Annotated in this window: 15 protein-coding genes; 7 read left to right on the top strand and 8 right to left on the bottom strand. The window is 71.1% G+C overall.

Translation table 11 applies throughout. The annotated features are described in order from the left end of the window. Nucleotides 1-108: 108 nt before the first annotated feature. The 5 genes from ACFYW8_RS13960 to ACFYW8_RS13940 form a co-directional block, all read right to left on the bottom strand. The gene (locus tag ACFYW8_RS13960; protein WP_030190019.1) at nucleotides 109-294 is read right to left on the bottom strand and encodes a DUF6104 family protein; all 186 of its coding nucleotides are present in this window, start codon (nucleotides 292-294) and stop codon (nucleotides 109-111) included. Between the two features lie 283 nt (nucleotides 295-577). Beyond that, on the bottom strand, nucleotides 578-4,396 hold the full coding sequence (locus tag ACFYW8_RS13955) for a multifunctional oxoglutarate decarboxylase/oxoglutarate dehydrogenase thiamine pyrophosphate-binding subunit/dihydrolipoyllysine-residue succinyltransferase subunit (protein ID WP_389072751.1): 3,819 nt from the start codon (nucleotides 4,394-4,396) through the stop codon (nucleotides 578-580). A 281-nt stretch (nucleotides 4,397-4,677) separates the two neighbouring features. After that, the gene (locus ACFYW8_RS13950) at nucleotides 4,678-5,817 is read right to left on the bottom strand and encodes a HAMP domain-containing sensor histidine kinase (RefSeq protein WP_365875705.1); all 1,140 of its coding nucleotides are present in this window, start codon (nucleotides 5,815-5,817) and stop codon (nucleotides 4,678-4,680) included. 63 nt (nucleotides 5,818-5,880) lie between these two features. After that, nucleotides 5,881-6,618: a response regulator transcription factor gene (locus ACFYW8_RS13945; protein ID WP_261708978.1), complete on the bottom strand. Its 738-nt coding sequence runs from the start codon at nucleotides 6,616-6,618 to the stop codon at nucleotides 5,881-5,883. A 113-nt stretch (nucleotides 6,619-6,731) separates the two neighbouring features. Beyond that, a complete protein-coding gene (locus ACFYW8_RS13940) occupies nucleotides 6,732-7,409 on the bottom strand; it encodes a spermidine synthase (protein WP_389073957.1) in 678 nt (225 codons plus the stop codon). Nucleotides 7,410-7,789: 380 nt separating this feature from the next. Here ACFYW8_RS13940 and ACFYW8_RS13935 point away from each other — a divergent pair, with 380 nt between their 5' ends. After that, nucleotides 7,790-8,908 carry a rhomboid-like protein gene (locus ACFYW8_RS13935; protein WP_389072743.1) on the top strand — a complete coding sequence of 373 codons (1,119 nt, stop codon included), beginning with the start codon at nucleotides 7,790-7,792 and terminating at the stop codon, nucleotides 8,906-8,908. Nucleotides 8,909-9,256: 348 nt separating this feature from the next. On the opposite strand, the gene ACFYW8_RS13930 is transcribed toward ACFYW8_RS13935, so the two are convergent. Then, the gene (locus tag ACFYW8_RS13930) at nucleotides 9,257-9,535 is read right to left on the bottom strand and encodes a hypothetical protein (RefSeq protein WP_389072739.1); all 279 of its coding nucleotides are present in this window, start codon (nucleotides 9,533-9,535) and stop codon (nucleotides 9,257-9,259) included. 342 nt (nucleotides 9,536-9,877) lie between these two features. Between ACFYW8_RS13930 and lon the strand changes: the two genes are divergently transcribed. Continuing rightward, a complete protein-coding gene (gene lon, locus ACFYW8_RS13925; RefSeq protein WP_389072734.1) occupies nucleotides 9,878-12,292 on the top strand; it encodes an endopeptidase La in 2,415 nt (804 codons plus the stop codon). Between the two features lie 190 nt (nucleotides 12,293-12,482). Here the strand turns inward: lon and ACFYW8_RS13920 are convergent, their stop codons facing one another. Beyond that, nucleotides 12,483-13,301, bottom strand: a complete 819-nt coding sequence (locus ACFYW8_RS13920; protein WP_389072730.1) for a lysozyme — start codon at nucleotides 13,299-13,301, stop codon at nucleotides 12,483-12,485. A gap of 298 nt (nucleotides 13,302-13,599) precedes the next feature. Here ACFYW8_RS13920 and ACFYW8_RS13915 point away from each other — a divergent pair, with 298 nt between their 5' ends. Further along, nucleotides 13,600-14,118: a MarR family winged helix-turn-helix transcriptional regulator gene (locus tag ACFYW8_RS13915; RefSeq protein WP_389072725.1), complete on the top strand. Its 519-nt coding sequence runs from the start codon at nucleotides 13,600-13,602 to the stop codon at nucleotides 14,116-14,118. A gap of 91 nt (nucleotides 14,119-14,209) precedes the next feature. Here the strand turns inward: ACFYW8_RS13915 and ACFYW8_RS13910 are convergent, their stop codons facing one another. Then, the gene (locus ACFYW8_RS13910) at nucleotides 14,210-14,998 is read right to left on the bottom strand and encodes a protein phosphatase 2C domain-containing protein (protein WP_389072720.1); all 789 of its coding nucleotides are present in this window, start codon (nucleotides 14,996-14,998) and stop codon (nucleotides 14,210-14,212) included. Between the two features lie 356 nt (nucleotides 14,999-15,354). Between ACFYW8_RS13910 and ACFYW8_RS13905 the strand changes: the two genes are divergently transcribed. From ACFYW8_RS13905 to ACFYW8_RS13890, 4 genes are read left to right on the top strand one after another with little or no spacing between them, the layout of a single operon-like run. Next, nucleotides 15,355-18,810 carry a nitrate- and nitrite sensing domain-containing protein gene (locus ACFYW8_RS13905; RefSeq protein ID WP_389072716.1) on the top strand — a complete coding sequence of 1,152 codons (3,456 nt, stop codon included), beginning with the start codon at nucleotides 15,355-15,357 and terminating at the stop codon, nucleotides 18,808-18,810. Next, the gene (locus tag ACFYW8_RS13900; protein WP_389072711.1) at nucleotides 18,807-19,307 is read left to right on the top strand and encodes a roadblock/LC7 domain-containing protein; all 501 of its coding nucleotides are present in this window, start codon (nucleotides 18,807-18,809) and stop codon (nucleotides 19,305-19,307) included. The genes ACFYW8_RS13905 and ACFYW8_RS13900 overlap by 4 nt, the downstream gene beginning before the upstream one ends. Continuing rightward, nucleotides 19,307-19,747 carry a DUF742 domain-containing protein gene (locus ACFYW8_RS13895; protein ID WP_365875689.1) on the top strand — a complete coding sequence of 147 codons (441 nt, stop codon included), beginning with the start codon at nucleotides 19,307-19,309 and terminating at the stop codon, nucleotides 19,745-19,747. Before ACFYW8_RS13900 ends, ACFYW8_RS13895 begins: the two co-directional genes overlap by 1 nt. Further along, on the top strand, nucleotides 19,728-20,366 hold the full coding sequence (locus ACFYW8_RS13890; protein ID WP_365875687.1) for an ATP/GTP-binding protein: 639 nt from the start codon (nucleotides 19,728-19,730) through the stop codon (nucleotides 20,364-20,366). The genes ACFYW8_RS13895 and ACFYW8_RS13890 overlap by 20 nt, the downstream gene beginning before the upstream one ends. Nucleotides 20,367-20,382: the final 16 nt, after the last annotated feature.

Here is a 20,382-nt window from a genome sequence, read left to right as displayed (position 1 = left end):
CCGGCCGCTCCGCCGCGAAGTCCTGGACGGGGCCGGTCCTTGCGCCGAGGGGACCGTCAGCCCGCCGGGAGGAGAACCGCCCCGCGGGGCGGGAGGAGCGCCCGGGGGCTACTCCTCGTCCTCGTCCTCGTCGTCCAGCCGGGCCAGCCAGGTCGCCAGCCGTTCCACCGGTACCTCGAAGTCCGGGTTGAGGTCGACGAACGTACGCAACTGCTCGGCGAGCCACTCGAAGGTGACCTCTTCCTCGCCGCGCCGCTTCTCAAGTTCCTCGATGCCGCGGTCGGTGAAGTACATGGATGGTGCTCCGTGGGTGAAAGGGAAGTGGAACGCTGGGGATGGGAAAAGGATAGGCGGGCGCGCGGGGCCCATGGAGGGCCTCCGCCGTGGGCGGCTCCCTGCGGCCGGCCTGCGAGGTCGGCCGCAAAAGGCGGGCGTCCCGGTTGCGACGACTGGGACTTCGAACCGCTGACGATCCGACCCCGGCCGGCCCGTCGCACGAAAACCGGAGACCCGGCCCCCTCGAAAGGGAACCGGGTCTCCGACGCCGTACGGACAGTGCCTGTCGGCGGTGCCGGGTCTACGCCTCGAACACCTCGCGCACCAGCTGCTCCTGCTCCGCCTGGTGCCGCTTCGCGGAACCGACGGCGGGGGAGGAGGAGTGCGGACGCGAGATGCGGCGCAGGCGCTCGGCGCCCGGGACGTCCGCGCCGACCGCCAGGTCCAGGTGGTCGATCAGGTTGAGCGCGATGAACGGCCAGGCACCCTGGTTCGCCGGCTCCTCCTGGGCCCACAGGTACTTCTCGGCGTTCGGGTACTTGGCGATCTCCGCCTGGAGCTCGGCACCCGGCAGCGGGTACAGGCGCTCGATACGGATGATCGCCGTGTCCGTGGAGCCGCGCTTCTTCCGCTCGGCCTCCAGGTCGTAGTACAGCTTGCCGGCGCAGAAGACGACCTTGCGCACGGCGGACGCCTCGACCGAGTCGTCACCGATGACCGGGCGGAACTGACCCGACGTGAACTCCTCCGCCTTCGACGCGGCGGCCTTCAGGCGCAGCATCGACTTCGGGGTGAAGACCACCAGCGGCTTGTGGTGCGGGTTGTGCACCTGCCACCGCAGGAGGTGGAAGTAGTTCGACGGGGACGTCGGCTGCGCGACCGTCATGTTGTTCTGCGCGCACAGCTGGAGGAAGCGCTCGATACGGGCCGAGGAGTGGTCCGGGCCCTGGCCCTCGTAGCCGTGCGGGAGCAGCAGGGTGACGCCGGACGTCTGGTTCCACTTCTGCTCGGCGGCCGAGATGTACTCGTCGACGATCGTCTGGGCGCCGTTGACGAAGTCGCCGAACTGCGCCTCCCACATCACCAGCGCGTCCGGGCGGGCCAGCGAGTAGCCGTACTCGAAGCCCATGACCGCGTACTCGGAGAGCAGCGAGTCGTAGACGTTCAGGCGGGCCTGGTCCTCCGAGAGGTACTGGAGCGGGGTGTAGTCCTCGCCCGTGACCCGGTCGATCAGCACCGCGTGACGCTGGCCGAAGGTGCCGCGGCGCGAGTCCTGGCCGGACAGTCGGACCGGCGTGCCCTCCAGGAGCAGCGAACCGATGGCGAGGGTCTCGCCCATGCCCCAGTCGATCGTGCCGTCCTCGATCATCGCCGCACGGCGCTGGAGCTGCGGGAGCAGCCGCGGGTGCACGGTGACGTTGTCGGGGATGTTGACCTGGGACTCGGCGATCCGCTTCACGATCTCCTGGGAGACCGCGGTGGACACGGCGACCGGGAACTCGGCCTGGACGTCCGGGACATGGGTCTCGGGCGCCTGGGCGACGGCCTCGCGGACCTCGGTGAAGACCTTCTCCAGCTGGCCCTGGAAGTCCTGCAGCGCCTGCTCGGCCTCTTCGAGGGTGATGTCGCCGCGACCGATGAGGGACTCGGTGTAGAGCTTGCGCACCGAGCGCTTCTTGTCGATCAGGTCGTACATCAGCGGCTGCGTGAACGCCGGGTTGTCGGACTCGTTGTGTCCGCGGCGGCGGTAGCAGATGAGGTCGATCACGACGTCCTTGTTGAACGCCTGGCGGAACTCGAACGCCAGCCGCGCGACACGGACGACGGCCTCGGGGTCGTCACCGTTCACGTGGAAGATCGGCGCCTCGATCATGCGGGCCACGTCGGTGGCGTACATGGAGGAGCGCGACGACTCCGGGGCGGCCGTGAAGCCGACCTGGTTGTTGATGACGATGTGGACCGTGCCGCCCGTGCGGTAGCCGCGCAGCTGCGACATGTTGAGCGTCTCGGCGACCACACCCTGGCCCGCGAAGGCCGCGTCACCGTGCAGGGCGACCGGCAGGACCGTGAAGTCCGTGCCGCCCTTGTTGATGATGTCCTGGCGGGCGCGGACGATGCCCTCGATGATCGGGTCGACCGTCTCCAGGTGGGACGGGTTCGCGGCCAGCGCGACCTTGATCTGCTCGCCGTCCAGACCGGTGAAGGTGCCCTGGGCGCCCAGGTGGTACTTCACGTCCCCGGAGCCGTGCATCGACTTCGGGTCGAGGTTGCCCTCGAACTCACGGAAGATCTGCGCGTACGACTTGCCGACGATGTTCGCGAGGACGTTCAGCCGGCCGCGGTGGGCCATGCCGATGACGACCTCGTCCAGGCGGGACTCCGCGGCGCTGTCGATGACGGCGTCGAGGAGCGGGATGACGGACTCGCCGCCCTCCAGGGAGAAGCGCTTCTGGCCGACGTACTTCGTCTGCAGGAAGGTCTCGAAGGCCTCCGCCGCGTTCAGGCGGCGCAGGATGCGCAGCTGCTCCTCGCGCTCCGGCTTGGTGTGCGGGCGCTCGATGCGGTCCTGGATCCACTTGCGCTGCTTCGGGTCCTGGATGTGCATGAACTCGATGCCGGTGGTGCGGCAGTACGAGTCGCGCAGCACACCGAGGATGTCGCGCAGCTTCATCAGGGACTTGCCCGCGAAGCCGCCGACGGCGAACTCGCGCTCCAGGTCCCACAGGGTGAGGCCGTGCTCGGTGATGTCCAGGTCGGGGTGCTTGCGCTGCTTGTACTCCAGCGGGTCGGTGTCGGCCATGACGTGGCCGCGGACCCGGTAGGAGTGGATCAGCTCGAAGACGCGGGCGGCCTTCGTGACGTCGTCGTCGTGGCTGGCGTCGATGTCCTTGAGCCAGCGGACCGGCTCGTAGGGAATCCGCAGCGACTCGAAGACCTCGTCGTAGAAGCCGGTCTCGCCGAGCAGGGAGTTCGCCACGACGCGCAGGAACTCGCCGGAGGCGGCGCCCTGGATGACCCGGTGGTCGTAGGTCGACGTGAGCGTCATGACCTTCGAGATGCCGAGCTTGTTCAGGGTGTCCTGGGAGGTGCCCTGGAACTCCGCCGGGTAGTCCATCGAGCCGACGCCCATGATGACCGACTGTCCGGGCATCAGACGCGGGACCGAGTGGACGGTGCCGAGGCCGCCGGGGTTGGTCAGCGAGACCGTGACACCGGTGAAGTCGTCCATCGTCAGCTTGCCGTCACGGGCGCGGCGGACGATGTCCTCGTAGGCCTGCCAGAACTCGAAGAAGTTCAGCGTCTCGGCCTTCTTGATGCCCGCGACGACCAGCTGGCGGTCACCGTTGGGCTTCACCAGGTCGATGGCGAGGCCGAAGTTGACGTGCGGAGGCTTGACGAGGGTGGGCTTCCCGTCCTTCTCCACGAAGTGCCAGTTCATCGACGGCATGGCCTTGATGGCCTGCACCATCGCGTACCCGATGAGGTGGGTGAAGGAGATCTTCCCGCCCCGGGCGCGCTTCAGGTGGTTGTTGATGACGATGCGGTTGTCGAAGAGCAGCTTCACCGGGACCGCGCGCACGGAGGTGGCCGTGGGCAGCTCCAGCGAGGCGTTCATGTTCTTCGCGACGGCACCGGCGGGACCGCGCAGGGTCACGTACTCGGGGCCCTCGGGCGCCTCGGTGGCCGGAGCGGCCTTCGGCTGCGCGGCGGCCGGAGCGGCCTTCGCGGGAGCCGGGGCGGCGGCAGCGGGCTTCGGAGCCGCGGGGGCGGCGGCCGGAGCGGGCGCGGCCGGGGCCGGCTGCGGCGGAGCCTGGCGCGCCGCGGGCGGCGCGGGTGCGGCCGGAGCGGCCGGGGTGGTCCCTGCGGCCCCCGCGGCCGCAGTACCCGCCGGAGCCGAGGCGGCTGGCGCCCCGGGCTTGTAATCGGCGAAGAAGTCCCACCAGGCTCGGTCTACCGAATTCGGGTCCTGGAGGTACTGCTGATAGATCTCGTCGACGAGCCACTCGTTGGCACCGAAGGCGGCCGCGGGGTTCTTCCCGGCGGCTTGGTCATCGGTCGTGGGGGCCCCTCCCAGCCGGAGGCTGGGGGAACTCGAGTTACTGGGGGACTGTGGCGACACGGCGGCAACCGCCCTCTTCCGCTTCACAAGGTGATGGACAGCGGGAATAAAGGCTACGCCTCCCTGGCCGAGAAGGTCAGGCCGGGCCCGTCCAACGTCGTGTAAGTCACACCGGAATCCGTGTTTCGCCCATGGAAATGGCGGGAAACAAGCGGGGTTCCTCTTCGGAATGGGTACGTCGATCACGGGCCGCGGCATGCCCCACACGGTCCTGTGCCTGATCACACGTGTACGCCGGTGGCGACAGCGACGGATCTTGCGGCTCCGGTTCGAACTTTACGTCAACTTGGCAGAGAAGGGAGTCCCGGAAGGATGACCTGGATCCGGCAGCCCCGCTGAGATTCGGCCACACCGATCCGTCCGCCGTGCAGATCGACCGCCCAGCGGGCGATGGCCAGGCCCAGGCCCGTGCCGCCGTCGCTGCCCGGACCGTGCGGCGCGGGCACCCCGCCCCGGTTGAACCGCTCGAAGACGCGGTGCCACTCCGACTTCGGGATGCCGGGTCCCTCGTCCAGGACCTCCAGGGCCAGCGACTCGGGATGGTCGCCCCGCCGCGCCCGCACCGTCACCCGGCCGTGCGGCGGGCTGTGCTTGACCGCGTTGTCGATGAGGTTCGCGACGACCTGGTGGATCCGCTCCGGGTCCGCGTGCGCGGTCAGCTCCGGAGGGGACACGTCGAGGTGCAGATGGACGTCCGTGCGGGTGTGGCCGCCGCCGGAGCCCGAGCTGAGGTCCGCGCGCGCGGAGGCGACCATGTTGGCCTCCTTCAGCACGCCGGACAGATACGGCCACACCTCGAAGCGCCGTCTGCGCAGCGGTACGACGCCGTTGTCCAGCCGGGACAGGTCCAGGAGCGTCTCCACCAGCCGCCCGAGGCGCTCCGTCTGTTTCAGCGCGGTGCGCATCGTCTCGGGATCGGCGGCCGAGACGCCGTCCACGACGTTCTCCAGGACCGCGCGCAGCCCCGCGATGGGGGTACGCAGCTCGTGCGAGACATTCGCCACGAGCTCCTTGCGCTGACGGTCCTGGGCCTCCAGCTCGTCGGCCATGAGGTTGATCGTCTGCGCCAGGTCACCCAGCTCGTCCCGCCGGTCGTCACGCACCCGGCGGGTGTAGTCGCCGTGCGAGATGGAGCGGGCCACCGCGTTCATCTCGTCCAGCGGCGCGGTGAGCGAGTGCGCCACGAACTGGGTGATCAGCAGGGTGGCGATCATCGAGAAGACCGTGATGAAGCGGAGCTCCGTCTTGGTGTGCACCGCGATCATCGACAGACCCGTGGTGATGAGCACGGAGATGACGACCAGCGCGCCCAGCTTGGTGTTGATCGAGAAGGGCCGCACGTCACCCCAGGAGCCGGTGCTCCTGCGCTCGCCGGACGCGCGCTCGCCGAGCCCGCGTCCTCGTTCTCCGAGTCCGCTCATCACATCAGCCCCTCACGCGGGTCCCGGTCAGGCGGGTCCCGACGTATCCGACGGAGGCCCGGCTCAGGGAGTCGGGGTCTCCAGTGCGTAGCCGACGCCGTGCACCGTACGGATCCGCTCGGCACCGATCTTGCGGCGCAGCGCCTTGATGTGGCTGTCGACGGTCCGGGTACCGGAGGCGTCCGCCCAGTCCCACACCTCGGCGAGAAGCTGCTCGCGCGAGAGTACGGCACGCGGGGTGTTCGCGAGGCAGACGAGGAGGTCGAACTCGGTGGGAGTGAGGTGCACGTCCTCGCTGCGCACCCGCACCCGGCGCTGCGCGTGGTCGATCTCCAGCTCGCCGAGGCGAAGGATGCCGCTGCGCGGAGCGGAGGCCGCGACGACCGCGCGCTCCACTCTGCGGAGCAGGACGTGCACCCGGGCGGCCAGCTCGCGCATCGAGAACGGCTTGGTCATGTAGTCGTCGGCGCCGACGCCGAGCCCGACCAGCATGTCGGTCTCGTCGTCGCGCGCGGTGAGCATCAGCACCGGCACCGGGCGGGCGGCCTGCACGCGACGGCAGACCTCCAGACCGTCGAAGCCGGGCAGCATGATGTCGAGGATCAGCAGATCGGGCTGCCAGGCCTCGGCGGTGTCGACGGCGGCCGGACCGTCGCCCGCGGTTTGCACGAGGAATCCCTCGGCTCGCAGACGGGCCGCGATGGCGTCGACGATCGTCGGGTCGTCCTCGACGACCAAAACCCGGCGCTGAGCGCCCGGGGTCGCCGCCGTACTGTTCTGGGAGGTCTGTGTCTGCTCCATCGCCCGCCCCTGAAGTGTGCTTTCCGGAATCCGTGGGGTGATCCCATGACTGCGCTTGACGCTTGAATGATCCGCGTCAGGCAAGCAGGGTACGGGCAGTCACCGCGCCTCGGCTATCCAGGCCTTACCGCGAGATGCACCACGTCGGGAACGCCCCGGGCAACGGGGATCACTTCGGTACGGACCCGTCGGAATCCGGCATTCCGCAGCGATCCTTCAAATTCCGGAGAGGGCTGGGCCGACCACACGGCGAGCACGCCTCCAGGCCTCAACGCCCTTGCGCAGCTTGCCAGTCCGGCCTTTCCGTACAGTCCGGCGTTGCCCTCGGTGACCGTCCAGCCGGGTCCGTTGTCGATGTCGAGGCACAGCGCGTCGAACGTGTCGGAGATCTCATTGACGTAGTCGACGAGATCGGACTCGACGATGTCGGTGCGCGGGTCGGCGAGCGCCTCGGCCGAGAGTCCGGCGAGGGGTCCGTCGCGGTGCCAGTCGATGACGGCCCGTTCGCGCTCGACAACCGTGATGCGTCCCCAGCGGTGGTCCGCGGCGGCGTGCGCGAGCGAGAACCCGACGCCGAGCCCGCCGATCAGCACGCTCGGCTCGGGGCGCCCGTCGAGGGCGTCGTACGCGGCGTCCACGAGCAGGCGCTCGGAACGCCCGTCGGAGGTGTCCATGAGGAAGCACCCGTTGGCGATGATCTGCAGCAGAGCGCCGTGGCGCCGCAGTACGACCTCGCCGTACGGGCCCTGACGGCGTTCGATGACAACGGGAGTGTCGTACGAGGCGGTCATGGCCGCCATCCTGGCATTTTCACCGGTACGAGTGGCCCGATTTATCAGGGGCCGGGCCTTCGCGGTCGGCCACGCTGCCTGGCCCAGCCGCCCGGTCCCGGGGGCCGACGCCATGGTCCGCCATGGTCCGGACCCCGGAGGGTGCGGGGCCGGGCGGCTGGGGCCACGCGGGGTGCGACCGGTCCGGTTCCGTGATTCCGGGGGTGACGGCGGGCCGTACGAGGTTGACGCCGCGGCAGGCCGGGGATCTCAAGTGGACACCCTGACATCCCGGTCCCCTTCTTGAGGAGTTGCTGAGAATCGTCCCGTACGTGGCGCCGGTCATAGACAGCGGTACAGGGGACGCGAAGGGTGGGATGCGACGGAAGGAGCGCCGCACCGTGGACCTGAGCACCACCGGGCGAGCCGATGCGCCCACCGGCGGAGCGGACGCGCCCACCGGGCCGGCGCCGGACACACACCCGCCGAACCGCCTCCCCGGAATGCCTCAGCAGCGCGACGGTTCCACCGCGCAACCGGCCTCGGGGGGCAGGACCACAGCCACATCGGCGGCCGTGTCGACGGCCACGCTCCTGCCGGGCCCGGCAGGCACGACCGGAGCGGCGGGTGCGCCGGGCCCGGCGGGCACGCTCGTACCGGCGGCGGCGTCCGGGTCGGCGGACCGGCCGGGAGCGCCGGACCCGCTCAAGCCGGCGGGCACGTCCGGGTCGGCGGACGTACGGGAAGCGCCGAGCCGGCTCGAACCGGCGGGCAGGCCCGTGCCCGGCCGGACGGCCTCGGACATGTCCGCGCCCGGCCCGACCGCCGCGCAGGCCCTCGCGACCGGCTCCGGCTCCGTCCCGTGCGCCGTCCCCGGCCGGCTCGGCGGACTCCCTGTCCGGCGGCTTCTGCCCACCCCGCTGGGTACGCCCTTCACCTTCGGGTACGCGGCCGTCCTCGCCGCCACCTCCTACCTCGCCGACCAGGCGCACCCCGCGTTCGTCCACGCCCTGCACCAGGCGTCCAGTACCGACGTCGCGCACCTCGCGCGCCACCCGGTACTCGTCCTGATCGCGAGCGCGCTGTGGATCGTCGGCGGGATCGCCTCGCCGTACGCGGTCGGCTTTCTGCTCGTGCTGACCGCGCTGGAGCGTCGTACGGGCACGGCGTGGGCGGCCGGTGTCTTCCTGCTCGGCCATGTGGCGGCCACGCTGGCCACCGAAGTGCCGGTCGGCCTGGCGGTGCTGGCGGGCGTACTGCCCGTCGGCTCACTGCACCGGCTCGACTACGGCATCAGCTTCGGCGTCGCCGCGAGCGTCGGCTCGCTCGCGGGACTCCTCTCTCCCTGGCTGCGCTGGCCGCTCCTGATCGGCTTCGGCTCGGTCCTCGTCCAGGACCTGATCCTCCTGACCGACCCCGTGACGGACGGGGGCCACCTGATCGCGCTGGCGATCGGCGTCGCGACCTGGCCACTGGTACGGCAGCGGCACCGATTCCCCCGGCCGGTCGCGCGGCGCTGAGCCGCGGGCCCCCGATCGGATGACGCTCCGGTCGGCTCAGGGGCGCCGCGTCCTTTTCCGCGGACGCGGGGCGACCCGTTGAGCCGTCGGGGTGACGGCCGACGCGCCTCGCCCGGGAACGCCGTGCGTGGCCCGGCCGCATCCGGCGTGTTCGCGCGGGTGGTCGCACGCCAGTGCGGGCCGCACGGCCGCTCCCCGGGCCCTTTCGGGGGGCGAGGACGTCCTGCCCCGGAAGTTCGTAGACGGTTCCACCGGTGACGGTGACGGGCAGCGCCCGGCCGTCGGGCGAGGTCCGCGACGACGGCGCCCGACAGCAACGGCCGGAGGATTTCCGGATCGGGACAGCCCTTAGCGGGAGAGCGACCCGTTCTGGGCGTCGGACGCGGACTGCCATGCCTGTACGCCCGCCAGGGACGCCTCCTTGGCCTGCCGCCACTTCATGGCGGCCTGCTGGCTCGGAGGCACATCCATGGCGCGGATCATGCGCCGGCCTGCGGAGAACACGGCGACGGCCGCGATGGCCATGCCGCTGAATGCCACCACGGCACCGACCGCGGTGAGCACGGCACCGGTCGTGACGAGCCGGCGGTCGATGTCGAGCGTGGGCTGGGAGTGGTGATGGTTCATGACTCCACCATCCAACGGCAAGGGGTCACCCCGCATCCCGAGCAGCGGCGCCGGCCGGAAGCCGGGTACCCGAGCCGTGGCACGTGCGGCGCCCTGGCGGCAGGCGAGGAGATGATCCGTGACCGAGCCGGACGCTCCGGCGACGACAGCCGCTCGATCGGTACCCGGTCCCGCGCGTCGCTCGATCGGCACCCGGTCCGCGCATGGCGGATGACCAGCGGTGATCCGTACAGGTCCGGGAGATCGGAAGTGATCGCTCACAGCGAACAGCCCCTGGGGAACATTGCGGGGCTCCCGCGCATTGAGTCGGCATAGCTCAACTTGACTGCCGAAGGGGAGATCATGGCTTCGACGTCCGCATCACTCACCCTGCCCGTGCTGCCACTCGACGACGAGGTCGTGCTGCCCGGAATGGTGGTTCCGCTGGATCTGAACGACACCGACGTCCGCGCCGCGGTGGAGGCCGCCCAGGCCGCTGCCCGTTCAACGCCCGGCAAGCCCCAGGTACTCCTGGTGCCACGCATCGACGGGACCTACGCGAGCACCGGCGTGCTCGGCACCGTCGAACAGGTCGGCCGGCTGGCCGACGGCGACCCGGGCGCGCTCATTCGAGGGCGTGGGCGCGTGAAGGTGGGCGCGGGGACCACGGGTCCCGGTGCCGCGCTCTGGGTCGAGGGCACCCGGGTCGAGGAGACCGTGCCCGACCCGCTGCCCGGCCGGGTCACCGACCTGGTGAAGGAGTACAAGGCCCTGGCCACCAGCTGGCTGCGCAAGCGCGCCGCCTGGCAGGTCGTGGACCGGGTGCAGCAGATCGACGATGTTTCCGCCCTTGCCGACAATTCCGGATACTCACCGTTCCTTTCCGTAGAACAGAAGGTCGAGCTGCTGGAGACCGCCGACCCGGTGGCCCGGCTGAAGCTCGCCACCGAGCAGCTCCGCGAGCACCTCGCCGAACAGGATGTCGCCGAGTCCATCGCCAAGGACGTCCAGGAGGGCGTCGACAAGCAGCAGCGCGAGTTCCTGCTGCGGCGCCAGCTGGAAGCCGTGCGCAAGGAGCTGCGCGACCTCAAGGGAGAGGACGGCGAGGAGGAGTCCGACGACTACCGTGCCCGCGTGGAGGCGGCCGACCTTCCCGAGAGCGTCCGCGAGGCCGCCCTCAAGGAGGTCGAGAAGCTGGAGCGGTCCAGTGACCAGTCGCCCGAGGGCAGCTGGATCCGGACCTGGCTCGACACCGTCCTGGAGCTGCCGTGGAACGAGCGGACCGAGGACGAGTACGACATCAGGGGCGCCCAGTCCGTGCTCGACGCCGAGCACGCCGGTCTGGAGGACGTGAAGGAGCGCATCACCGAGTACCTGGCCGTGCGCAAGCGGCGTGCCGAGCGCGGTCTCGGAGTCGTCGGCGGCCGGCGCGGCGGTGCCGTGCTCGCGCTCGTCGGCCCGCCCGGCGTCGGCAAGACCTCGCTCGGCGAGTCCGTCGCGCACGCCATGGGCCGCAAGTTCGTCCGCGTCGCCCTCGGCGGCGTACGGGACGAGGCCGAGATCCGCGGACACCGCCGTACGTACGTCGGCGCGCTGCCCGGCCGGATCGTGCGGGCCATCAAGGAGGCCGGGTCGATGAACCCGGTGGTCCTGCTCGACGAGATCGACAAGGTCGGCTCCGACTACCGGGGCGACCCGGCGGCGGCGCTGCTCGAAGTCCTCGACCCGGCGCAGAACCACACCTTCCGCGACCACTACCTGGAGGTCGAACTCGACCTCTCCGACGTCGTGTTCCTGGCCACGGCCAATGTCCTCGAAGCCATCCCGGAGGCCCTGCTCGACCGCATGGAGCTGGTCCGCCTCGACGGCTACACCGAGGACGAGAAGGTCGTCATCGCACGGGACCACCTGCTGCCGCGCCAGCTGGAGCGGGCGGGCCTGGAGAAGGACGAGGTCGTGCTCGACGAGAGCGCGCTGCGCAGACTCGCCGGGGAGTACACGCGGGAAGCGGGCGTGCGGAACCTGGAGCGGGGCATCGCCCGGCTGCTGCGCAAGGTCGCGTCCCAGCACGAACTGGGCCGCCGGGAGCTGCCGTTCACGGTGAAGGACACAGACCTGCGCGACCTCATCGGGCGCCCGCACCACGTGCCCGAGTCCGCCCAGGACCCGGCCGAGCGCCGCACGGCGGTGCCCGGTGTCGCCACGGGTCTCGCGGTCACCGGCGCGGGCGGTGACGTCCTCTATGTGGAGGCGTCGCTCGCCGACCCGGAGACGGGCGCGGCCGGTCTGACCCTCACCGGTCAGCTCGGCGACGTGATGAAGGAGTCGGCGCAGATCGCGCTCTCCTTCCTGCGCTCGCACGGCGCGGAGCTCGAACTGCCCGTCGGCGACCTGAAGGACCGGGGTGTGCACATCCACTTCCCGGCGGGCGCGGTCCCCAAGGACGGTCCGAGCGCGGGTGTCACGATGACGACCGCCCTGGCGTCGCTCCTGTCCGGCCGGCTGGTCCGCACGGACGTGGCCATGACCGGTGAGGTGTCGCTGACCGGTCGTGTCCTGCCGATCGGAGGCGTGAAGCAGAAGCTGCTCGCCGCGCACCGGGCGGGTGTCACGACCGTGATCATCCCGAAGCGCAACGAGGCCGATCTGGACGATGTTCCGGCCGAGGTCCTGGAGAAGCTCGACGTCCACCCCGTCACGGACGTCCGCCAGGTCCTGGAGCTGGCACTGGCGCCGGCGACGAACGGCGCGGTGCCGGAGGTTCCGGTAGCCGCGTGACGGAGGTTGCCGGAAGGGAAGGCCCGGGTCCCGTGAGGGAGGCCCGGGCCTTCGCCGTATGCCGGCCGCGACCGTACGTCAGGGCCGTACGCCAGGGCCGAACATCAGGGCCGTACGTCATGTGCTGTGACCCCTGGCCGTACGGCAGTTGTGCACGTCACCGCCGTACGTCACCGAGGTGTGCCGGACGTCAGCCCTTGGCGAGCGCCTGGACACGGTCCAGGGCGCCGTTGAACTTGTCGTGGTCCCCGACCGTCGTGCCGGAGGACGTGTACTGCCATATCGTGTAGTACCCCCAGCCCGCCGGGAGCGTCCCCGGGTCGGAGGCGTAGCGCGCGATCCACAGCGGGCTGGCGGAGGCGAAGCCGCTGTAGTCGCCGGTGCACTGGGTCCACCAGCTGGCGGCCGTGTAGATCACCGCGTCGCGGCCGGTGCGGGCCCTGTACTGGTTGAGGAAGCTGCTGATCCAGCTGACCATCGCGCTCTGCGTCTTGCCGTAGCAGGCGGCACCGTACGGGTTCCACTCGATGTCGAGGGTCCCGGGCAGTGTCTTGCCGTCGCCCGACCAGCCGCCGCCGTGGTCGACGAAGTAGTTGGCCTGGGTGGCTCCGGTCGTGGTGTCCGGGGTCGCGAAGTGGTACGAGCCGCGGATCATGCCGATGTTGTACGCGCCGTTGTACTGCTGGGCGAAGTACGGGTTCGTGTAGTACGTCCCCTCGGTCGCCTTGGTGTACGCCCACCTGACCCCGCTGTTCCACAGCGTCGACCAGGCGACGTTGCCCTGGTAGCCGGCGACGTCCACTCCTTCGGTCTGGGTGGCGTCACCGGTGGACGGCGTGCCGTCCTGGCCGTCGTGGGCGATGACCCCCATGCCCATCCGGGCGGAACCCCGGGCGGGGGTGTCGGCGGCGGAGGAGGGGAGGGTGGACAGGAGGGAGAAGGCGGCGAGCAGGGTTCCTACCGCGAGCGCTCGCAGGCGGTGGGCCGTTCCGGATCTGTGCACGGGCATGTGCGTGCCTCCGAAGAGCGATGGAGCTCCGGGAGCCCGGGGGAGCCCGATGGAGCTCGGTGGGGGGAGAGCGCGGGCACGCGTGCCGTAGGGGGGATCAGGTCGTCCTTGACCTGGGGTGGCGTGCGCATGCCAGCAGATAAGTGTCTGATAAAGAAGCTACGCACGTAGACGGCGACGTGGAAGAGGGGCCGGAGGCTGCCGTTGGTCTACGCCTGCGAAATACTGGCGGAGCTGCGGCAACGGCGAGTTCTGGCAGAAACTTTCAGGATCGGGAAACCGAGTCAGGGGTGCTGACATGCACGAGGGCGGAAACGACGGAGGAAGTCCGGTCGAATCCGGCGTGTCGGGAATTGGTGTGGACCGGCCCGCGGTGCCCGGCGGCGCGGAGCGCGAGTTCCTCTCCCTGGAGCGCGAGTTGACCGTGTTCCTGCGCCGCGCCCGTGCCAGCCAGGGGGAGATGGCCCGCGAGGTCCACCCGGACCTGGAGTCCGCCGCGTACGGACTCCTCGTCCGTCTGGAGGAGTGCGGACGCCAGCGCGCCACGGAACTCGCCGCCTACATCGGCGTCGGCAAGGCCACCATGTCCCGGCAGCTGCGCGCCCTGGAGGAGTTGGGCCTGGTGGCACGGGAACCCGACCCCGCCGACGGCCGCGCCTGGCTCGTCCACCTCACCGAGGAGGGCCGCGGCCGCGTCGGCAGCGTCCGCGAGGCCCGCCGCGCCCGCTATGTCCGCCAACTCGCGCACTGGGACCAGAACGAGGTCGCCGAACTCGCCCGGCTGCTGCATCAGCTGAACCGCGGCATGGAGAAGTAGCGGCGGCCGCCCCCTGTCTCCCCGCGAGTACTGGCGACCACTCGCTACCGCTCGCGACTCCTGGCATCTCCTCAAAGCTCCGCACACCTCCTCAGAGTTCCGCGAACACCACCGTCGCGTCGTCGTGCGTCTTGCCCCGCCGGGGATGCGACCGCTCCCGCGCGGCCGCGCGCTCCAGTGCCCGTACGCGCTCGACGAGCGAAGCGGGACCCTCCTCGCGCACGAGGGCGAACAGCCCGGCCCAGTCGCCCGCGTGGAACCTCTCCACCCAGCGGGTGGCGCCGTCCGTGAGGGCCGTCAGGGCGCGGACCGAGGAGCGGGGGAGTGTTCCCGTCACCGCGCGAGAGGCCACCGAGGGGTCGGCGGCCGCCGTGAAGAAGCCGCCCTCCTTGTTGCGGGCGGTCGTGTCGGCGACGGCGTCCGTGGCGAGCGCGCCGGGCGGGAGGCGGGAGAGGCGGCCGTCCAGCAGCGCGGTGACCTCGCCGGCGGGCGATTCCACCAGCAGGGCCGAGTCGGAGAGGACCAGGTACTCGACCTCCGACGCGGACCACCGCGCGAGGACCACGGTTGCCTGGGGTGTGCGCGGGTGAGAAAGGTCACAGGTCGCGGCGTGTGCGTCGGCGACACGGCGAATCGCCCGTGACAGGACCTCGTGCAGGGGTAAATCCCCCCGCGAAACGGACAGTTCGGTCAGTGCTCCGCCGAGCCGCGCGGAGAACCAGGGGACCGAATGCAGACAGCCGTAGTCGCTCCGGGGAGGTGTCACCCCGTCGAGCACGACGAGTGAACCGCCCTGTGCTGAAGCGGGAAGTCCGACCGATGCGAAGTCCTCATTGGGGCGGTCCGGGTCTCCGGGCTCCGATACGAGTTCAGCGCGCATTCCGCCAGTCTGCACGAGCCCTTCACGAGGTCCCCGAAAGGTCGGCGGGGAGCGCCCGACGTGCGGACCAGCAGCTCGGGCGCCAGGTTTGGCATGGAATGATCGACTCCGGCAACGCGTGGCGGCGAATACTGCCAAAGCCCGTCCCGGACGTCCAACCGGCCCGCCGCGGGGGCCCGTCGCCGGTGGCCCGGGACTTGCTCGCCAACTCCCCTCCGATGTTCACTCCTTCGGGTGGCGGGTCGGATGATGCGGGACCACTGCCCACCGGCACTGGGAGGGTCGGGAGCCGTACCGGGCGGACGCCGCGAATGACGGGACGTCACCCGGACCCCAAATGGGTACACGAGTCAGGAATGCGAGCACCGGTGCAGAAGACGCGGCCGAGGCGCACAGGCAAGAAGACGGCCTCCAACTCCACAGAGGGTGGCGCCGTCGGCGACGCCACCGACTCCACAGGCCGGGGCAGGACCGCCCATGTGCGCAGTCGGCTGATCGTGGCCGTGGCGGTCGTCGCGGCCGCCATCGCCGGCGCCGGCGCGCCCACGGTGCTGTCCGCCTCGCAACAACTGAACGACTCCCAGAACCTGGTGAGGCTCGCCCAGCGCACCCAGCAGGCGCTGACCCTCGCCCACTCGCTGGCCGACGAGCGCGACGACGTCACCTCGTACGTCGCCGCGGGCCGACCCAAGGCCAAGGCGCCCTCCGAGCAGCGCAGCGCCCTGGTCGACCGGCAGGTCGACGAGCTGCGGGCGGACGAGACCGCCCCCGCCGCGCTGCTCAAGGACCTCGACGGCATCGCGGCCCTCAGGCGAGCGGCGCTCACCGGGAAGAGCAGCGCTCTCGAAGCGCACCAGGCGTACTCCGGGGCCATCACCGAACTCCACTCCCTCGCCGAGGACCTGGCCGACCGGATGCCGCAGCGCGCGGGCTCCGGCGCGCACGCCCTCGCCGAGCTGGACACCGCCGTCGAGCAGTCCGCCGCCGCCCGCGGACTGCTGCTGGCGGCCCTCGGTATCCCGCGCACCACCCAGACCGTCTACAACCCGGTCACCGGTCTGATGGAGACCACGAGCACGTCGTCGGACGCCGACACCAAGCGGCGAGACGCGCTGAGCGCGGCCGCCCAACTGGCCCGCGTCCGCTCCGACGCGTCCCTCGCCGATTTCCGTGAGACCGCCCCCGACCAGGCCGTGGCGTCCTACGACTCCACGGTCACGGGCCCCGACGTCGGCTCCGCGGACGAGTACCTGGCGAGCCTCACCGGTCAGCCGAAGCTCTCCGACTCCGCGCTCGGCACCAGCACCAAGAAGCTGGACGCCGCCCTGTCCGCCCGGATCGACCTGATGCGCGGCGCGGAGGCCTCCCTCAACGACCACCGCACCAAGGACCTCGAACAGCTGCGGGACGACGACGTCACCGCGCTGGAGATCCGCGTCGCCCTCCTCGGCGTCCTGCTGCTCGTCGCGGCCGGCGTCACGATGGCGATGGCCCGCACCCTCACCCGTCCGCTCGCCGTCCTGCGCCTCGGCTCGGCCCGGCTCGCCGCCGACCCGGGCTCCCAGGAACCGGTCAAGTTCACCGGCCGCAACGACGAGTTCGCCCAGGTGGTCCGCTCCGTCAACGCGCTGCACGCGCACGCCGCCACGCTCCACGAGCGGATCGCCACCCTCGAAGGCGACCGCAAGCACCTCATCGGCCAGCGCCAGCTGATGGCCGACGAGCGTGACAAGCTGCGCGGCGAACTCGCCGAGTCGACAGCCCACTTGGAGCAGGTGCGCGGCACGATCCACAGCACCTTCGTCAACCTCGCGCTGCGCACCCTCGGCCTCGTCGAGCGCCAGCTCGGCGTCATCGAGGGCCTGGAGGAGCGCGAGCAGGACCCGGACCGCCTCTCCACCCTCTTCAAGCTCGACCACTTCGCCACCGTCATGCGGCGGCACAGCGAGAACCTCCTCGTCCTCGCGGGCGCCGAGCACGTCCAGCACCACGCGGGCCCGGTCCCGCTCGTCGACATCGTGCGGGCCTCGGTCAGCGAGATCGAACGGTACGAACGGGTACGGATCGCCGCGCTGCCCCCGCACGCGCACATCGCCGGGTTCGCCGCCGACGACATCAGTCACCTGGTGGCCGAACTCCTGGAGAACGCCACCTCGTTCTCCCCGCCCGACGTGCCCGTCGAGGTCTCCGGCTGGCTGCTGGAGAGCGGTGACGTGATGCTCTCCGTGCAGGACGAGGGCATCGGCATGACCGCCGAGCGGATGCGTCATCTCAACGTCCGCCTCGCCGAGTTCGACCCGGAGGACACGTACGACCAGGAGAGCGGCGAGGGACTCGGGCTCGGCCTGTACGTGGTGGCCAGGCTCGCGTACCGGCACGGCGTGCGGGTGAAGCTGCGTGAGCAGAAGCAGGGTGGGGTGGCCGCCGTGGTCGTCCTCCCGAAGGCGCTGCTCGCCGCCGCACCCTCGTCCACCGTCCCCGCCACCGCCCGGCTCGCCGGCGCAGCCCCCTCGGTGGCCCTGCCCGGTGCCGACGCCGAGGCCAACTCCAATGTCCTGCGCGGCCGTTCGATCCTCAAGGCATCGGCGTCGGCCGGCGGCGAGGATCCGCTGATCGTGGCGGCCAGAGCGGCCGTACGGGACGCCGCCCCCGAGCCGGAAGCCGCGCCCGAGCAGGCACCGGTCCCCGCTGCCCGGCCGGCCGCGCAGACCCCGGTCATCCCGGCACCCCGCGAGCCCGAGCCGGCCGTCGAACCGGAACCGGAAGTCACGTCCGAGACGACGATGGAGCTGCTGCTCCCGGAGCTCGCTCCGGACGCTCCCGGAGCCGCGTCCGCCGCCTCGGAGGACTTCGAACTGGCGGCCCCCGCCCCGGCGGCCGCCGCACAGGGATCCCCCGCACCGGACTTCGCCGAGGCGCCGTCCGGTTCCACGGGGCGGACCGGCGTACCCGGTTCCAGGGGAACGGCTTCAGCACCGGCCTTCGGGCTCGCCGAGCCGGCCTCCGCTTTCGGCTCCGCGGAGTCGTCTCCCGCCCCCGCGCCTGCCGAGTCGGCCCCCTCCGAATCCACCGAGCCCGCCCCGGTTTCCCCCGAGGCGGCCGGAATCCTCGCCGAGTCGGCTCCCGGCTTCGACGGGACGTCAGCCCCCGGCGGGGACGAGGCACCCTCCCACGTCGGCGGGACGGTCCCCGGTCTCACCGAGGCCGCTTCCCGCCCGGGCGAGCCGGTCGCGGAGCCCGCTCCGGCGGGGGACCTGCCCGTCGGGACCTCCGCCGACGTACCCGCAACGGCGAGCACCGGCCTGCCCGCGGGTCGGGTCACCGAAGCGCCCGCGGGTTCGGCCACCGACACGCCCGCGGGTCAGGTCGGCGAGGCGCCCGCGGGTTCGGCCACCGACATGCTCGCGGGTGAGGTCGGCGAGGCGCCCGCGGGGCCGACCGCCGACCCCTACGCCATCGGCCCCGACAGCCACGAGCGCGCCCCCGATGAGCACCCACGGCTCACCGACAAGGGCCTGCCCAAACGGACGCCGAAGATCTCCGCCCCCGCCGCCGCCCCGCGGCCCCGCGTGGGCGGCGTGGACGCCGATGCCCTGCGCCGCAGGCTGGGCGGGTTCCACCGGGGCGCGGTCGAAGGCCGGCGCGACGTCGAGGCGGAGATCGCCGACCGGACGGCGGAGACCCCCGCGCCCGAAGGGCGGACTCCGTCGGTACCCGCGCAAGCGCCCGCAGGATCCGCGCCCACCGCGCACCGGATCGGCACACAGGACGTAGAAGCATCGGGGGGCACAGTCGAGGAGGCAAGCAGTTGACCGCGACCAGTACCTTCGGCCTGAGCAGTGAAGCTCGTAACCTGCACTGGCTGCTGAACAATCTCGTCGAGGAGGTGCCGGGCCTGTTGTCGGTCGCGGTCGTCTCCTCCGACGGCCTGCTGCTGCTCTCCTCCGACCCCGGCCGCAACGCCGAGGCGAGGGCGGCCGACAGCACCAGGCCGACCGGCCCCAAGGGCTCCGCGGCCGACCTCGCGACCATCGTCTCCGGCGTCGGCAGCCTCACCATCGGCGCCGCCAAGCTGATGGACGGCGGCGGCGTGAAGCAGACCATGGTCGCGATGGACGACGGCAGTCTCTTCGTCATGGCGATCAGCGACGGTTCGCTGCTGGGAGCGCACGGTTCCCCGGACTGCGACATGAGCGTGGTGGCGTACCACATGGCGCTCTTCGTCGGCCGGGCAGGACACGTCCTGACCCCCGAGCTGCGCATCGAGCTGCGAAAATCCCTTGAGGCCGACGCTCACGGGAGTGCCTGATGACAGCGTCCAACGGTGTCCGGAAGCTCCCGGTCCGCGGCGGTGACCGCAAACCCGCCCGCGTGCGCCCCTACTCGCTCACCGGCGGACGCACGCGCTTCGGCCACGTCCTGCTGGTGGAGACGTTCGTGGCCGCGCTGGACGCCCCCGAGGCGCGCAAGGAGCTGACCGGGGTCACCTCCCATGCGTTGAGCTATGGGGGAAGCTCGCTCACCACCCGGGTCATGCCCGAGATGCGGGCCATCGTCGAACTGTGCCGCCGGATGCGTACGGTGGCGGAGATCGCCGCCCTCCTCAGGATGCCGCTCGGAGTGGTCCGGGTGCTCCTGAGCGACCTGGCGGACCAGGGAAAGATCCGCGTGTACGGAACAGGTCACGGCCCGGGACAGCCGGACCGCGCTCTGCTGGAAAGGGTGCTGAGTGGACTCCGCCGTCTCTGACGCCGAACCTGGCGTCGCCCCCCTCCTCGACGAAGAGGAGAACCTGAAGGCCTGGCAGACGGACCGCACGCGCGCGCCGATCGCCACGAAGATCGTGGTGGCCGGCGGCTTCGGCGTCGGCAAGACCACCCTCGTCACATCCGTCTCGGAGATCACGCCTCTCCAGACGGAGGCGCTGATGACGCAGGCCAGCGAGGAGACCGACGACCTCACGGGTACGCCGGACAAGCTGACCACCACCGTGGCCATGGACTTCGGCCGCATCACGCTCGACGACGACCTGGTGCTCTACCTCTTCGGCACGCCGGGCCAGCAGCGGTTCTGGTTCATGTGGGACGACCTGGTGCGCGGCGCGATCGGAGCGGTGGTCCTCGCCGACACCCGCCGTCTCTCGGACTGCTTCCCGGCGCTCGACTACTTCGAGAGCTGCGGACTGCCGTACATCGTCGCCGTCAACCACTTCGACGGCAGCGACGCGTTCGAGCCGGACGATGTGCGCGAGGCCCTCACGGTGCCTTCACACATACCTGTCATGATCATGGACGCGCGCCGCCGGATCTCGGTCGTCGAGACCTTGCTCGCCCTGGTGGGCCACGCGCTCGAAGTCAGCCCCGAATAGGGACGCCCGAGTCCTA

The organism is Streptomyces sp. NPDC002742 (assembly GCF_042888885.1).
Lineage (GTDB): Bacteria > Actinomycetota > Actinomycetes > Streptomycetales > Streptomycetaceae > Streptomyces.
This window is presented reverse-complemented; position numbering and strand designations above follow the sequence as displayed.

Coding starts and splice junctions, on each gene's coding strand:
- ACFYW8_RS13960 (WP_030190019.1), bottom strand. CDS start 294: ATGTACTTCACCGACCGCGGCATCGAGGAACTTGAGAAGCGGCGCGGC.
- ACFYW8_RS13950 (WP_365875705.1), bottom strand. CDS start 5,817: ATGAGCGGACTCGGAGAACGAGGACGCGGGCTCGGCGAGCGCGCGTCC.
- ACFYW8_RS13945 (WP_261708978.1), bottom strand. CDS start 6,618: ATGGAGCAGACACAGACCTCCCAGAACAGTACGGCGGCGACCCCGGGC.
- ACFYW8_RS13940 (WP_389073957.1), bottom strand. CDS start 7,409: ATGACCGCCTCGTACGACACTCCCGTTGTCATCGAACGCCGTCAGGGC.
- ACFYW8_RS13930 (WP_389072739.1), bottom strand. CDS start 9,535: ATGAACCATCACCACTCCCAGCCCACGCTCGACATCGACCGCCGGCTC.
- lon (WP_389072734.1), top strand. CDS start 9,878: ATGGCTTCGACGTCCGCATCACTCACCCTGCCCGTGCTGCCACTCGAC.
- ACFYW8_RS13920 (WP_389072730.1), bottom strand. CDS start 13,301: ATGCCCGTGCACAGATCCGGAACGGCCCACCGCCTGCGAGCGCTCGCG.
- ACFYW8_RS13915 (WP_389072725.1), top strand. CDS start 13,600: ATGCACGAGGGCGGAAACGACGGAGGAAGTCCGGTCGAATCCGGCGTG.
- ACFYW8_RS13910 (WP_389072720.1), bottom strand. CDS start 14,998: ATGCGCGCTGAACTCGTATCGGAGCCCGGAGACCCGGACCGCCCCAAT.
- ACFYW8_RS13905 (WP_389072716.1), top strand. CDS start 15,355: ATGCGAGCACCGGTGCAGAAGACGCGGCCGAGGCGCACAGGCAAGAAG.
- ACFYW8_RS13895 (WP_365875689.1), top strand. CDS start 19,307: ATGACAGCGTCCAACGGTGTCCGGAAGCTCCCGGTCCGCGGCGGTGAC.